Raw genomic sequence first — 14,250 nt, 5'->3', positions numbered from 1 at the left:
GTGGGGGCTCGCCCCCCCCCCCCGTTGCACACATTCCACAACCACTCGCCCCCCCCCGCGGGGGGGGGCCCCCCCCCCCCCGCGCCCCCCGCCCCCCCCCCCCCCCCCCGGCCCCCGACCGGTCTTTTCTCCTGCCATTCGTGCGACATCCGAATGACATGAGAAAAGAAAGCGAAGAAGTCGTAGCACCCGGAAGCCTCGCGAAGCTGGAAGGATGCGAGCGATTCGGGACGAGAGTGAAAGCAGGGATTCAGGAATGCGACAGGTCACGCGCAAAGGCCTCATGACGGTGGCGGCGGCGACGGGGGTGATCGCCGCCGCAGGCGGATACGCCCACGCCGACTCCGGCGCGAGCGGCTACGCCTCCGACTCGCCCGGCGTCCTGTCCGGCAACAGCGTCCAGGCGCCGGTGAACGTGCCGGTCAACGTGTGCGGCAACACCGTCGACGTCATCGGGATCCTCAACCCGGCCATGGGCAACTCCTGTGCCAACCGGAGCGACCACGGCGGCGGCAAGGCCGGCGGCGGCAGCCACGCCGGACACGGCGGCAGCCACGGCGGTTCCGGTACGCACACCGGCCCGGGCGGTCACGGCGGCTCCGGCTCGCACGCCGGTCCGGGCGGCGCGCAGGCGGGCGGCCACACCGCCGGTTCGCCCGGCGTCGGCTCCGGCAACAACGTCCAGGCACCGCTCGACGTACCGGTCAACGCGTGCGGCAACACCATCGACGTCGTCGGCATCCTCAACCCGGCCATGGGCAACGACTGCGCCAACGACAGCGGCCCCGGCCGCGACTACGGCACGCCTCCCCGCGGCGAGGAGGAGACGCCCGTCACACCGGGCCCCGGCAAGCCCAGCCACTCCCAGGACGAGGGCACCCCCGTCAAGCCGGGCCACGCGATTCCGGCCGGACACTCCTCCGTCCACTCCCCGCAGCTCGCCCAGACCGGCAGCGGACTGCCGCTGGGCCTCACGCTCCCGGCCGGCGCCGGCGCGCTGCTCGCGGGCGCGGTCCTCTACCGCAAGGCGCGCGCCGCGGCCTGACGGTCCCCGGCACCGCACAACGGAGCGGGCCCCGCCTCGGCGGGGCCCGCTCCGTTTCCGTCATCTTCGGCTCACCACGTGGCGCGTACCTGACGGATGATCCGCCGGCGCAGCCGCACGCGGCGGCTGCCGTCCCGCAGCAGGCTCAGACGGTCCAACTCCCAGTGTCCGTACTCCGCATGGTCGGTCAGCAGCCGTGTCGCGTCCTTGCGGGAGACCCCGCGCGGCACGTACACGTCGACAAATTCGTATTCCGGCATCGCATCTATTGTGCGTGCCGGGGCCCGGTACGGATAGCGTCTGCACTATGTCTGATGCTGCGCAGCCCACCGCTGCCGAGGTACGCGCCGCCGCCGAGGCGGTCAAGACCGCGCTCGACCGCCACCTTGCGGCGGTCGAACGCCGGACGGGTGAGGACGACCCGGCCGTCTACGAGGCGTTCAACGAGCTGGCCGCTGCCGCGGAGGCGTACGACGAACTGCTCTACGACCGTTACGACGAGGTCACCCCCTTCGAGATCCCCGGCGCCGACGACTCGCTGCCGCCCTACGCGGGACCCGAGGAGCCCAACGCCCTGAGCGTCCTGATCCGCCGCGACTACGCGGTGGTGGAACCGCAGCGGCTGCTGGCGCAGGCCCAGCGGGTCGAGGCGGCCGAGTTCGAGGACGGCGCGGACGCGGAGGCCTCCGGGACCGTCCACGGCGCGCTGGGCCTGCTCTTCGGCGAGTTCGAACCCGACGAGATCGCCTCCCGGCACAAGGAGTTCGGCCTGGAGGAGGGCGACTCCACGCTGTGGGTGCTGGCGGCCGACGAACCCGCCGAGCCGGGCGAATGGCTGGAGACGCCCTTCGAGCAGCCGGACCCGCAGCAGGTGGTGTGCCGCTTCGACGTCAGCTCGGTCTTCGACGACGACGTGGACGACGACGTGGACGACGACGTCGAGGACGAACTGGCGGATGACGAAGAAGAGGATCTGGAGCCGTCGGACGCCGAGCGCTAGCGGAGAGGCCGCGCCGGACGCCGCGGGACGGCGACGGGCGGGAGACGGCGGCGGTCACGGGCGGGGAGTGATTCCCCGGCCGTGACCGCCGCCGTTCGCGTCCTCACGGCCGTCAGTCCGCCGCCGGGACCTGCGTGCGCAGCAGGACCGGCAACCGGGTCGTGCGGGGCTTCGCGGTGATCCCGGCGACCGCTCCGGGCAGCGCCTGCTCGACCCCGTGAACCACGGACAGGTGGCGCTCCGCCCGGCCGAAGGCCGTGTAGACCCAGGGGCGGGACAGGACCTGCACGGCATCACCGGGCAGCACCACGACCGCCGCCGGCCACCGGCTCCCCACCGCCTGGTGCGCCGTGAGCGCCCACCCGTGCCGGACGGAGTGCTCCACCCGCTCCTTCGGCACGACCACGGCGGCACCGGCGCAGGACAGGTGCAGCCCCTCCGCGTCGGCCGTCACCACCCGGCCCGTCACCGTACGGCCCGGGACGGGGGAGTAGGCGATCCGGTCGCCGGGGTCGAAGCCGCCGAAGCGGCCGGGGCCGGGGTTGAGGCGCTCCTTCAGCGTCGCGTTCAGCGCGCGGGTGCCGGCCGCGCCGCCGTGGCCCGGGGTGACGACCACCGTCTCCCCGGCGGCGATGCCGAAGGCCCGCGGCACGGAGTCCGAGACGAGCTGCACCGTCCGGTGCACGGCCTCGCCGGCGTCCCGCACCGGCACGATCACGATCTCCTTGCCGGGCGCCTCCACCTGGTTCAGCTCACCGACGCCCACTCCGGAGACCAGCTCGCCGAGCGGCCCCGGATCCGGGATGCGGGAGGCGACCTGCGGGCACACCCGGGCGGCGAGCAGGTCCGCGAAGACCCGGCCCGGCCCGGCCGACCAGAGCAGCGCCGGGTCGCCGCTGAGCACCAGCCGGGCGCCGTCCGGGAGCGACTCCACCACCATCGCGGCGGTCTCCACGTCCAGCTGCGGCGCGTCCAGCAGGATCAGCAGGTCCAGGGCGAAGGCGCCCTCGGCGTCCCGGCCGGGGCCCTCGGCGCCGGACAGCAGGCCGGGGAGGGTGACGACGAAGCCGTCCGCCGCGTCGTCCGCCGCGTCCAGGTGTGCCGCCAGCCGGCGCCGCCCGTCCGGTGTGTGGCAGGCGGCGAACGCCCGCACTCCCAGGGACCGGGCGGCGGCGAGCAGGGCGGCCGGTTCGGCGCGCGCCGCCTCGCCGCCGGTGTGCACGACGAGGCCGTGCCCGGCGACCGCGCGGATCAGCTCGGCCGTGCTGCCGGACGCCTGGGCGGCGGCGGACTCCCACGGCGTCGAGGTCTCCTTGGCCAGGGCGTTGGCCACGCGGGCCAGACCGTCGGCGAGGCTCTCCTCCGCGAGCGCGTACCGCTCGAGACCGACGAGGACCCGGACCGGACCGGTCTCCTCCCCGTCCTCCCGGTCCTCCCCGTCTTCTCCGTCCTCTTCGGACTTCTCGCTCGCGGCCACCGGGGCCGGGGCGGTGCCGGACTCCTCCAGGGCGTCCTGGAAGGCGAGGGCCTCGCCCTCGGCGAGGGTGTCCTGCACGGCCGCGTCCGGGTCCGGTACCCCCCGCCGGGCGAGCGCGGCCGTCAGCGTCGGCAGTTCCAGTGCGGTGTGCCCGGCCAGGGCCGCCTGCTCCAGCAGCCAGACGGTCACCGCCCGGCCCCGCCGCTCGTCGTCCGGGGCGCACTCCGCGCCGAGCAGCGCCCGCGCGAAGCCGTCCGCCTGCTCGGGGCGCACACCGGGGACGCGCAGCAACTGCCAGGGGTCCTCGCCCAGGGCCTCCGCGGCCCCCTCGCCGAGAGCCGCCGCGACCTGCGGCACCAGCGCCTCGGGAGCACCGCCGCCTGCCAGCACACGCCGTACGGCCTCGACGGTGTCCGGCGCCGGTGCGGTGGCGACGGGATCCGCGGCCACCGGCTGCGGGCGCCGCACGGGCTCCGGGGCGGAGCGGGGCGGGGCGGGCTCCGGATCGGCGAACACGGTGGCGGTGGGCTTCTCCCCGCTCTCCACGGCCCGTACGGCCGCGAGGAGGTCGGCGGCCTTGCCGCTCAGCTTGGTCCCGGCGGGGATGGGACCCTGCTTCTCCGCCTTGCGCCGCTCGATCCGCTCCCGCTCCAGCTTCTGGGCGGCGAGTTCGGCCTCGGCCTCGGACAGCTTCCGGGCGGACTCCTCGGCCGCGGACTCCGCCACGGGGGCGCCGTCGGATCCCGGCACGGCGGCCTCGGTTGTTGCGGACCCCGGCGTGATCCCGCCGGCCGCGGACCCGGGCGTCGTCCCGTCGTCGCCGGCCGGGGCCGCCACGGAGTCGGTCTGCGCCGAGCCCTCGGCGGGCGGGGCGTCGTCCGGGGTGCCCGGCCCGGTGTTCTCCGTGGTGCTGGGGGGCTCCGGCTCCGTGCTCACAGCGTGCTCCAGTCGTGATCGGGATAGCGGTGCACGGGCGCCGACACGTCGTCGAGCGCCCGGCAGATCTCCTCAGGAAGACTAAGGGCCTCCACTGACAATGCCGCCGTGAGCTGCTGCGCGTTGCGCGCGCCGACGATCGGGGCGGCCACTCCGGGCCGGTCGCGGACCCAGGCGAGGGCGACCTGGAGCGGACTCACCGCCAGCCCGTCCGCCGCGGTCGCCACGGCGTCCACGATGCGGCTCGCGGTCTCGTCGAGGTAGGGCTCGACGAACAGCGCGAAGTGGTCGGAGGCGGCGCGGGAGTCCGGCGGCAGGGCGTCGCCGCGGTACTTGCCGGTGAGGACGCCCCGGCCGAGCGGGGAGGAGGGCAGCAGGCCGATGCCCAGGTCCAGCGCGGCCGGCAGCACCTCGCGCTCCACACCGCGCTGGAGCAGGGAGTACTCCATCTGCGTGCTGGCCAGCCGGGTGCGCGTACCCGGTGCCGCGAGCTGCCAGGTGGCGGCCTTGGCGAGCTGCCAGCCGCAGAAGTTGGAGACGCCGGCATAGCGGGTCCGACCGCTGGCGACCGCGATGTCGAGGGCCTGGAGGGTCTCCTCCAGCGGGGTGTCGGGGTCGAAGGCGTGCACGTGCCACACGTCGACGTGGTCGGTGCCGAGCCGGGTGAGCGAGGCGTCCAGGGCCGCGAGGAGATGACCGCGCGAACCGTCGAAGCGCCGGTCCGGGTCGGGCACGCTGCCGGCCTTCGTGGAGATGATCAGGTCCCGGCGCGGCACCAGGCCTTCCATGAGCCGCCCCAGCACGTACTCGGCCTCCCCGTCGCCGTACACGTCCGCCGTGTCGACGAGGGTGCCGCCCGCCTCCCAGAACGTCTTCAAGAGGTCCGCCGCGTCATGCTCGTCGGTGTCACGGCCCCAGGTCAGGGTGCCGAGCCCGATGCGGGACACGCGCAGGCCGGTGCGACCGAGATGCCTCTGCTCCATGGACGCCGAGATTACTGGCCGGAACTGGGCCGTGGGTTGCCTGTGGACAACGGAATTCCGGGCAGGCCGGGACCGGTTCGGGCAGGCCGGGGCCCCGCGGGCCGCCGCGACCCTCGCCACACCCTCCTCCCTCGGGGCCGCCCCCGCGCTACTGTCTCCGCAACAGCGTCGTTACTGATCAGTAAGGGGAATCGGCCATGCAGCTCGGGATCAACCTCGGCTACTGGGGTGCCGGAATGGACGGGGACAACCTGGCCGTGGCGCAGGAGGCCGACCGGCTGGGGTACGCGGTCTGCTGGGCCGCGGAGGCCTACGGCTCGGACGCCGCCACCGTGCTCAGCTGGGTCGCCGCCCAGACCGAACGCATCGACGTCGGCTCGGCCATCTTCCAGATCCCGGCCCGCCAGCCGGCGATGACCGCCATGACCGCCGCCACCCTGGACTCGCTGTCCGGCGGCCGCTTCCGCCTCGGCCTCGGCGTCTCGGGCCCGCAGGTCTCCGAGGGCTGGTACGGCGTCAAGTTCGACAAGCCGCTGTCCCGCACGCGCGAGTACGTCGAGATCGTCCGCAAGGCGATGACGCGCGAGCGGCTGTCGTACGAGGGCGAGCACTGGACGCTGCCGCTGCCGGGGGGCCCCGGCAAGCCGATCAAGCTGACCGTGCACCCGGAGCGCGAGCACATCCCGCTGTACATCGCCGCGATCGGCCCGAAGAACCTGGAGCAGACCGGCGAGATCGCCGACGGCGCCCTGCTGATCTTCCCGTCCGCCGACCACATCGAGGACACCGCGATCAAGCACCTGCGCGCGGGGCGCGAGAAGGCCGGCAGGACGCTGGACGGCTTCGACGTCTGCCCGACGCTGCCGCTGGCCGTCGGCGCCGACGACGACGTCGAGCGCCTCGCCGACACCTTCCGCCCCTACACCGCGCTCTACGTCGGCGGGATGGGCAGCCGCAGGCAGAACTTCTACAACCAGCTCGCCCGGCGCATGGGCTACGAGCAGGCCGCCGACGAGATCCAGGACAAGTACCTCTCCGGGGACAAGCAGGGCGCCGCGGCAGCCGTTCCGCACGAGCTGATCGACCGGACCACGCTGCTGGGCTCCAAGGAGCGCATCGCCGACCGGATGAAGGCCTACGCGGCGGCCGGCGTCACCACCCTCACCCTCGCCCCCGCCGGCTTCACGCTCGACGAGCGGCTCGCCTCGCTGCGGGCGGGCGCCGAGGCGCTGGAGCTGGCCGGGCTGGCGTAGCGCGGGCTGGCGTAGCGCGGGCTGGCGTAGCGGGGGGAAGTCAGCGGCCGTGGTGGGGGCTCGGGGGTCTTCCCCGCCACGGCCGTCACGGGGAACAACGCCCCGCGAAGCGCGCGGTTACGCCTTCGGCGCGAGCTTCTCGGGTCATCCGTTCGGCGCAGTCGTTCCGGCACAGCTGTTGCAGCGCCTCCCTCTCCGCACTTGACTCGTTCTTCGCGGAACCTGCGGAATCCCCCGGGACGCGGAGAGGTGCCCCACGATGCTTTCGGCCAAGAGTCTGTTCCAGGAGATCCTGGACGACGACGAGTCCTTCCGGCTGTTCTGTTCCATCGCCGCGAGCGGGGAGTCCCAGGGAGGCTGGGAGAACGCCCGGATCGCCGCGCTCGTCCCGCCGGACCAGCGCGACCTCGCCCCCAGGATCACGCGGCACGGCGCCGACGAGGACAAGCACGGCAGGATCTTCAACGCCCTGCTGAAAAAGCGCGGCCTCCAGCCCGTCCCGGTCCCGCCCGACACCGACTACACGATGCTCCTGGAACGCGGCGGCATCGGCCTCGCCCACGACAGGCTCAAGGCCGACCGGCCGCTGACCGTGCAGGACGTCGTCACCTACCTCGCCCACAGCCGGGTCACCGAGCAGCGCGCCTCCGAGCAGATGGAGCTGCTGCGCAAGCACTTCGCCGACCACCCCGACATCGGCCGCGCGGTGCGGATGATCTCCCACGACGAGGACAACCACCTCGCCTACTGCCACGAGGAGCTGCTGCGCTTCGCGCGCGCGGGACACGGCCGCGCGATCCAGCGCACGCTGTGCGAGTCCGCGCTCGCGGAGATCCGCGTCTACCGCGACGTCAGCCTGGCCGTGATGTCCCACATGGGCCGCATCCTCGGCTGGTCCCGGCCCAAGGCGGCCCTCCTCGCCGCCGGCATCCACGCCGTGTACGCGTGGGAGCGGCTGGCGGGCTGGCGCCGCATGGTCACCCTGAGCATGCCCGAACGCCGCGACGCCCTGGGCGGCCCGGTCACCACGGCTCCCGAGTTCGCCTGAGTGACAACCCACCCCGCGCGCGGGCCCGAACCGCGCGGCACGGCACCCGCGCACGGGCCGGAACCGCACGGCGCGCCATCCGCGCGTGGGGCCAAAACCGCACGGCACCCGCGCGTGGCGCCCCCGCCTCCTACAGCCACCCCCGCCGCTTGAACGTCCGGTACAGGAGCACCTCCAGGGCGGCCATGATCGCGATCACCGCCGGGTACGACCAGGTCCAGTGCAGCTCCGGCATGTGCTCGAAGTTCATGCCGTAGATCCCCGCGATCATGGTGGGGATCGCGGCCATGGCCGCCCACGCGGAGATCTTCCGCATGTCGTCGTTCTGCCGGACGCTCATCTGCGCCAGGTGCGCCGAGAGGATGTCCGACACGAGCCGGTCCAGGCTCTCCACGGACTCGTTCACGCGCGCGAGATGGTCGCTGACGTCCCGGAAGAAGGGCCGCGCCTTGTCGTTCACGAACGGCAGGCCCGTCCCGGACAGGCCCGCCCCGGACCCGCCGGTGCCGGCCAGCCGGGACACCGGGGGCGTCAGCGGGACCGTGGCCCGGCGGAACTCCAGGACCTGCCGCTTGAAGGTGTAGATCCGGGAGGCCGTGTTCCGCGACCCGCCGCCGTCCGGCGAGAACACCTCCGTCTCCAGTTCCTCCAGGTCGGTCTGCAGCTCCGTCGCCACGTCCAGGTAGTGGTCGACGGTGGCGTCGGCTATCGCGTAGACCACCGCCGTCGGTCCTTTCGCCAGCATCTCCGGCTCGTGCTCCAGCCGCCGCCGTACCGCCGCGAGGGGCGCGCCGTCGCCGTGCCGGACGGTCAGCACGAAGGAGTCGCCGAGGAAGACCATGACCTCCCCGGAGGACACCGCGTCGCTCTCCGGCTCGTACACGACCGGCTTCAGCACCAGGAACAGCGAATCGTCGTACACCTCCAGCTTGGGCCGCTGGTGGGCCTTGAGGGCGTCCTCCACCGCCAGTGGGTGCAGCGCGAACTCCCGCGTGACGTGGGCGAACTCCTTCTCGGTGGGCTCGTGCAGCCCGATCCAGACGAAGCCGCCCGCGGCACGCGCCTCCTCCAGCGCGTCGGAGAAGTCCTGCGGGCCCTCCGTCCGGCGTCCGTCCCGATAGATGGCGCAGTCGACGATCACGAAGCGCTTTCTCCCTTCCGCGGTTCCCTGTGTCCCCAGGAGTACCCCTACCCTGGGCGGCATGCCCACGCTGATCCTGGTCCGGCACGGTCGGTCCACCGCCAACACCTCCGGAGTGCTCGCCGGCTGGACGCCCGGCGTCGCCCTCGACGAGCGCGGCGCCGCACAGGCCGCCGCGCTGCCGGCCAGGCTCGAGGGCCTGCCGATCGCCGAGGTCGTCGCCAGCCCGCTGCAACGCTGCCAGGAGACGATCCGGCCCCTGCTCGACGCCCGCCCCGGCCTGCCCGTCCACTCCGACGAGCGGATCGGGGAGGCCCACTACGGCGACTGGTCCGGACGCAAGCTCGCGGAGCTGACGGACGACCCGCTGATGGAGGTCGTCCAGGCGCACCCCTCCGCGGCCGCCTTCCCCGGCGGCGAGTCCATGCGGGCCATGCAGACCCGCGCCGCCGAGGCCGTGCGCGAGTGGAACGCGCGCGTGGAGCGCGACCACGGCCCCGACGCCGTCTACCTCATGTGCTCGCACGGCGACATCATCAAGTCGCTCGTCGCGGACGCACTGGGACTGCACCTCGACCTCTTCCAGCGCATCTCCGTCGAACCCTGCTCCGTCACGGTGATCCGCTACACCCGTCTGCGGCCCTTCCTCGTCCGCCTCGGCGACACCGGCGACTTCGCCTCCCTCGTACCGCGCGAGGAGCCCCCGCGGCAGGACGCCACGGTCGGGGGTGATGCGGGCGCACCGTGATCGTCGACCGCAGTAGGGTGAAGCGGTCCACATACGCGCGCGTTCACGCATGGACGTTCCGTACCCACGATTCCCATGGAGACAGGACGTGTCCCGTCAGGTGTTCCTCTACGACCCCCCGGACCGCTTCGTGGCCGGTACGGTCGGACTGCCCGGGCGCCGTACCTTCTTCCTCCAGGCCACGGCCGGCTCCCGGGTGACCAGCGTGGCCCTGGAGAAGACCCAGGTCGCCGCGCTCGCCGAGCGCATGGACGAGCTGCTGGACGAGGTCGTACGCCGTAGCGGCGGAAGCGCCGCGGTGCCCGCCGTCGCACCCACCGAAGTGGCCGACTCGGCCCCCCTCGACACCCCCGTCGAGGAGGAGTTCCGGGTCGGCACGATGGCCCTCGCCTGGGACGGCGAGGAGCAGCGCATGATCGTCGAGGCGCAGGCCCTCGTGGAACTCGACGCCGAGACCGACGAGGACCTCGCCGAGGCCGAGGAACGGTTGCTCCAGGACGAGGAGAACGGACCCCCGATGCTGCGGGTCCGCCTCACCGGCGCGCAGGCCAGGGCCTTCGCCAAGCGCGCTCTCGACGTCGTCAACGCCGGCCGGCCGCCGTGCCCGCTGTGCAGTCTGCCGCTCGACCCGGAAGGACACGTATGTCCGCGCCAGAACGGATACCGCCGCGGGGCGTGACGACCACCGGCCGGGCCGACGCCGACCTGCTCGCGCGAGGCGAGCTGACCGTGCGCGGCCGCATCCGGGAGGCGTCCAACGCGGCCCTGTACTGCACCGTCGCGCACGAGGGCCGCGAGGCGGCCTGCGTCTACAAACCGGTCGCCGGCGAGAGACCCCTGTGGGACTTCCCCGACGGCACCCTCGCCCAGCGGGAGGTCGCCGCGTACGCGGTCTCCGAGGCGACCGGCTGGGGGCTCGTCCCGCCGACCGTGCTGCGCGACGGGCCGTACGGCGAGGGCATGTGCCAGCTGTGGATCGAGGTGTTCCCGCAGGCCGAGCTGCTCGCCCTGGTCGACGCCGAGGAGCCCGAGCCCGGCTGGAAGGCGATCGGCTTCGCCGAGACCGGCGAGGGGCGGACCGCGCTGCTGGTGCACGCCGACGACGAGCGGCTGCGCCGGCTCGCCGTCCTCGACGCGGTCATCAACAACGCCGACCGCAAGGGCGGCCACCTGCTGCCCACCGCCGACGGACGGCTCTACGGCATCGACCACGGCGTCACCTTCAACGCCGAGGACAAGCTGCGCACCCTCCTGTGGGGGTGGGCGGGGGAGCCCCTGACCGGGGAGGCCGTCGAGGTGCTCAAGGGCCTCCAGGGCGCCCTGGAGGAGGGCGGGGCGCTGGCGGCCACCCTGGCCGCGCTCGTCACCCCGGCCGAGGTCGACGCCACGCGCGCGCGTGTCGGGGCGCTGCTGGAGTCCGGCAGGCACCCCGAGCCCGGCGGCGACTGGCCGGCCATTCCCTGGCCACCGGTCTAGGGCCTCTCGTTTGGATCATGCCGGGCTCGCGGGGCCTGGTGCCGTCCCTCGCCGCGTTGTCGTCGGTTGCCATGGCTCCGCCATGGCGCCCTCCTCCGCCTTGCGATGAACGGCACCAGGCCCCGCTCCCTGATCCGGCCTGATCCAAACGAAAGACCCTAGCCCTGTCCTGTCCCGCCCGGTCCCGTCCCGCATGCCGGCCCCAGCATGCGGGACGGAACCGCGCAAGAGTGCCTTCCCGGTCATCCGGCCCGCTCCGGTTCGTACCCGGCGGACCCCTCCGGTTAGGCTCATGACATGCATGCCTGGCCCGCTTCCGAGGTCCCCGCCCTGCCTGGTCAGGGCCGCGACCTGAGGATCCACGACACCGCGACCGGCGGCCTCGTCACCCTCGACCCCGGTCCCGTCGCCCGTATCTACGTCTGCGGCATCACGCCGTACGACGCGACCCACATGGGTCACGCGGCGACCTACAACGCGTTCGACCTCGTCCAGCGCGTGTGGCTCGACACCAAGCGGCAGGTTCACTACGTCCAGAACGTCACCGACGTCGACGACCCGCTCCTGGAGCGCGCGCAGCGGGACGGCGTCGACTGGGTCGCCCTCGCCGAGAAGGAGACGGCGCTCTTCCGCGAGGACATGACGGCCCTGCGGATGCTGCCGCCGCGGCACTACATAGGCGCCGTCGAGGCCATACCCGGCATCGTCCCGCTCGTCGAGCGGCTGCGCGAGCTCGGCGCCGCCTACGAACTCGAGGGGGACGTCTACTTCTCCGTCGGGTCCGACCCGAACTTCGGCAAGGTCTCCGGCCTGGACGCCGCCGCCATGCGGTTGCTGTCCGCCGAGCGCGGCGGGGACCCGGACCGGCCCGGCAAGAAGAACCCGCTCGACCCGATGCTGTGGATGGCGGCCCGCGAGGGCGAGCCCAGCTGGGACGGCGGCTCACTGGGCCGTGGCCGGCCGGGCTGGCACATCGAGTGCGTCGCCATCGCCCTGGACCACCTCGGCATGGGCTTCGACGTGCAGGGCGGCGGCTCCGACCTCGCCTTCCCGCACCACGAGATGGGCGCCTCGCACGCCCAGGTGCTCACCGGCGAGTTCCCCATGGCCAAGGCGTACGTCCACGCCGGCATGGTCGCGCTGGACGGCGAGAAGATGTCCAAGTCCAAGGGCAACCTGGTCTTCGTCTCGAAGCTGCGCCAGGACGGCGTCGACCCCGCCGCGATCCGGCTCACGCTCCTCGCCCACCACTACCGGGCCGACTGGGAATGGACCGACCAGGTCCTCCGGGAAGCCGTGGACCGGCTCGGACGCTGGCGCGCGGCCGTCTCCCGGCCCGACGGCCCGCCCGCCGAGACCCTGGTGGACGAGATCCGCGCGGCCCTGGCGAACGACCTGGACGCCCCGGCCGCGCTGGCCGCCGTCGACCGCTGGGCCGCGCTCCAGCAGGAGCGGGGCGGCACGGACATCGGGGCGCCCGGCGTGGTGTCGCGGGCGGTGGACGCGCTGCTGGGCGTGGCGCTGTAGCCCTCCGCCGGAGCCGTACGACCGGGGAGAACGCCGGGCGTACCACCGGGGCGTCTCCTCCGCGCGAGGAGGCGCCCCGGTCGCGCGTTCGGCTCCGGGTGGCCCGTCGGGTGATGGGGTGTGGGCGTCCGTCACCGTTCCGCCGGCCATCGCCGGCCCATCGTGCGGAAGGACGCACGGACACCCGCACCCCGTCCACTCACCCGCCGCAGCGTCCTCACCGCGGCCGCCGCGCTCTCCGGAGCCGCCCTGACCGGTACCGGCGGCGCGCGGGCCGCCGAAGCAAGAGGACCGCGTGGCCGGGGACCGGTTCCCGCTGCCCGACGGCAAGGGCCTGCTGCTGCCCGGCCGGATCCTCTACGCCGTCCGGCGACGGCAGAACGCGATCGACGTGTTCCGGCTGGACGAGGCCGGTACCCGCGGCACCGCGATCACGCGGATCACCGACCCGCGCTTTCCGCATCCCGACGACGGCCGCGGCCCGGGGCGACCGCCTGTACCCGCCCGACGCGGGCCTCGACGCGGAGCCGACGCCCGTCACCGACGACGACGTGGCGGCCGTGGGCCGGATCTGACGGCGACGGGGCGGTGCGTTCCCCGCACCGCCCCGTCCGGCCCCGTTCAGCGGCCTCGCCCCGGTCGGCCCCGTTCAGCCGGCCGTGCGCGGTCGATCCGCTCAGTCCTCCGACGAATCGTTCTCGTCGGCGCTGTCCCCGCTCGGCTTCGGCGGCTTCGGAGGCCGCGTCCGCTCCCCGGGGCCGGGCGGCCCGCCGCCGTCCCGGCGCCGCAGATACCGCTCGAACTCCCGGGCGATCGCCTCACCCGAGGCCTCCGGCAGCTCCGCGGTGTCACGGGCCTCCTCCAGCGTCTGGACGTACTCCGCGACCTCGCTGTCCTCCGCGGCCAGTTGGTCCACCCCCACCTGCCAGGCGCGCGCGTCCTCGGGCAGTTCACCCAGCGGGATGCGCACGTCGATCAGGTCCTCCAGCCGGTTCAGGAGAGCCAGCGTGGCCTTCGGGTTCGGCGGCTGCGACACGTAGTGCGGTACGGCGGCCCAGAGGCTGACCGCCGGCACGCCCGCGTGCGTGCACGCCTCCTGGAGGACACCGACGATGCCCGTGGGGCCCTCGTACTTCGTCTCCTCCAGGTCCATGCGCCGGGCCAGGTCCGCGTCGGACGTGGTCCCGCTGATCGGTACCGGGCGGGTGTGCGGGGTGTCGCCCAGCAGGGCGCCCAGGATGACGACCAGTTCCACGCCCAGCTCGTGCGCGAAGCCGAGCAGCTCGTTGCAGAACGAGCGCCAGCGCATGGACGGTTCGATGCCGCGCACGAGCACCAGGTCGCGCGGTTTCTCGCCGCCGACGCGCACCACCGACAACCTTGTCGTCGGCCACGTGATCTTGCGTACTCCGGCGTCCATCCACACCGTGGGCCGGTTCACCTGGAAGTCGTAGTAGTCCTCGGCGTCCAGCGCCGCGAACACCTCGCCCTTCCACTCCCGCTCCAGATGCGCGACCGCGGTGGAAGCGGCGTCGCCGGCATCGTTCCAGCCCTCGAACGCGGCCACCATGACCGGGTCGATCAGCTCGGGAACCCCCTCGAGCTCGATCACCCAG

Annotated in this window: 13 protein-coding genes; 8 read left to right on the top strand and 5 right to left on the bottom strand. The window is 73.6% G+C overall.

Annotated features, from left to right (window positions below; all coding sequences use genetic code 11):
- Window positions 1-256: 256 nt before the first annotated feature.
- Window positions 257-1,045: a chaplin gene (locus tag ACH4N1_RS17280; RefSeq protein WP_398097927.1), complete on the top strand. Its 789-nt coding sequence runs from the start codon at window positions 257-259 to the stop codon at window positions 1,043-1,045.
- A gap of 71 nt (window positions 1,046-1,116) precedes the next feature.
- On the opposite strand, the gene ACH4N1_RS17275 is transcribed toward ACH4N1_RS17280, so the two are convergent.
- Window positions 1,117-1,305, bottom strand: coding sequence for a DUF5703 family protein (locus ACH4N1_RS17275; RefSeq protein ID WP_005485166.1), 189 nt, complete (start codon window positions 1,303-1,305; stop codon window positions 1,117-1,119).
- Between the two features lie 47 nt (window positions 1,306-1,352).
- Here ACH4N1_RS17275 and ACH4N1_RS17270 point away from each other — a divergent pair, with 47 nt between their 5' ends.
- On the top strand, window positions 1,353-2,045 hold the full coding sequence (locus ACH4N1_RS17270) for a hypothetical protein (RefSeq protein ID WP_398097925.1): 693 nt from the start codon (window positions 1,353-1,355) through the stop codon (window positions 2,043-2,045).
- A 112-nt stretch (window positions 2,046-2,157) separates the two neighbouring features.
- On the opposite strand, the gene ACH4N1_RS17265 is transcribed toward ACH4N1_RS17270, so the two are convergent.
- Both ACH4N1_RS17265 and ACH4N1_RS17260 read right to left on the bottom strand, forming a co-directional pair.
- Window positions 2,158-4,458 (bottom strand): helix-hairpin-helix domain-containing protein, encoded by a 2,301-nt coding sequence (locus ACH4N1_RS17265; protein WP_398097923.1) that lies wholly within the window; start codon window positions 4,456-4,458, stop codon window positions 2,158-2,160.
- The gene (locus ACH4N1_RS17260) at window positions 4,455-5,441 is read right to left on the bottom strand and encodes an aldo/keto reductase (RefSeq protein ID WP_398097921.1); all 987 of its coding nucleotides are present in this window, start codon (window positions 5,439-5,441) and stop codon (window positions 4,455-4,457) included. The genes ACH4N1_RS17265 and ACH4N1_RS17260 overlap by 4 nt, the downstream gene beginning before the upstream one ends.
- Window positions 5,442-5,638: 197 nt before the next feature.
- On the opposite strand from ACH4N1_RS17260, the gene ACH4N1_RS17255 reads away from it, so the two are divergent.
- Both ACH4N1_RS17255 and ACH4N1_RS17250 read left to right on the top strand, forming a co-directional pair.
- Window positions 5,639-6,694, top strand: a complete 1,056-nt coding sequence (locus tag ACH4N1_RS17255; RefSeq protein ID WP_398097920.1) for an LLM class F420-dependent oxidoreductase — start codon at window positions 5,639-5,641, stop codon at window positions 6,692-6,694.
- 259 nt (window positions 6,695-6,953) lie between these two features.
- The gene (locus tag ACH4N1_RS17250; protein ID WP_398097919.1) at window positions 6,954-7,742 is read left to right on the top strand and encodes a ferritin-like domain-containing protein; all 789 of its coding nucleotides are present in this window, start codon (window positions 6,954-6,956) and stop codon (window positions 7,740-7,742) included.
- A gap of 130 nt (window positions 7,743-7,872) precedes the next feature.
- Here ACH4N1_RS17250 and corA read toward each other — a convergent pair whose 3' ends face one another.
- Entirely contained in the window at window positions 7,873-8,883 is a 1,011-nt protein-coding gene (corA, locus tag ACH4N1_RS17245) for a magnesium/cobalt transporter CorA (protein ID WP_398097917.1), read from the bottom strand.
- A 61-nt stretch (window positions 8,884-8,944) separates the two neighbouring features.
- Between corA and ACH4N1_RS17240 the strand changes: the two genes are divergently transcribed.
- From ACH4N1_RS17240 to mshC, 4 genes are all read left to right on the top strand, one after another.
- Entirely contained in the window at window positions 8,945-9,631 is a 687-nt protein-coding gene (locus ACH4N1_RS17240; protein WP_398097915.1) for a histidine phosphatase family protein, read from the top strand.
- A gap of 88 nt (window positions 9,632-9,719) precedes the next feature.
- Window positions 9,720-10,310: a DUF3090 domain-containing protein gene (locus ACH4N1_RS17235; protein WP_366062484.1), complete on the top strand. Its 591-nt coding sequence runs from the start codon at window positions 9,720-9,722 to the stop codon at window positions 10,308-10,310.
- Complete coding sequence (locus tag ACH4N1_RS17230; protein WP_398097913.1) at window positions 10,274-11,107, top strand: SCO1664 family protein; 834 nt, start codon at window positions 10,274-10,276, stop codon at window positions 11,105-11,107. The genes ACH4N1_RS17235 and ACH4N1_RS17230 overlap by 37 nt, the downstream gene beginning before the upstream one ends.
- A 297-nt stretch (window positions 11,108-11,404) precedes the next feature.
- The gene (mshC, locus tag ACH4N1_RS17225; protein WP_398097911.1) at window positions 11,405-12,634 is read left to right on the top strand and encodes a cysteine--1-D-myo-inosityl 2-amino-2-deoxy-alpha-D-glucopyranoside ligase; all 1,230 of its coding nucleotides are present in this window, start codon (window positions 11,405-11,407) and stop codon (window positions 12,632-12,634) included.
- A gap of 676 nt (window positions 12,635-13,310) precedes the next feature.
- Here mshC and ACH4N1_RS17220 read toward each other — a convergent pair.
- On the bottom strand, window positions 13,311-14,246 hold the full coding sequence (locus ACH4N1_RS17220) for a PAC2 family protein (protein WP_398097909.1): 936 nt from the start codon (window positions 14,244-14,246) through the stop codon (window positions 13,311-13,313).
- Window positions 14,247-14,250 lie beyond the last annotated feature (4 nt).

This window comes from Streptomyces sp. NPDC017202 (genome assembly GCF_044331705.1).
In the GTDB taxonomy this organism is placed as follows: Bacteria; Actinomycetota; Actinomycetes; order Streptomycetales; family Streptomycetaceae; genus Streptomyces.
This window is presented reverse-complemented; position numbering and strand designations above follow the sequence as displayed.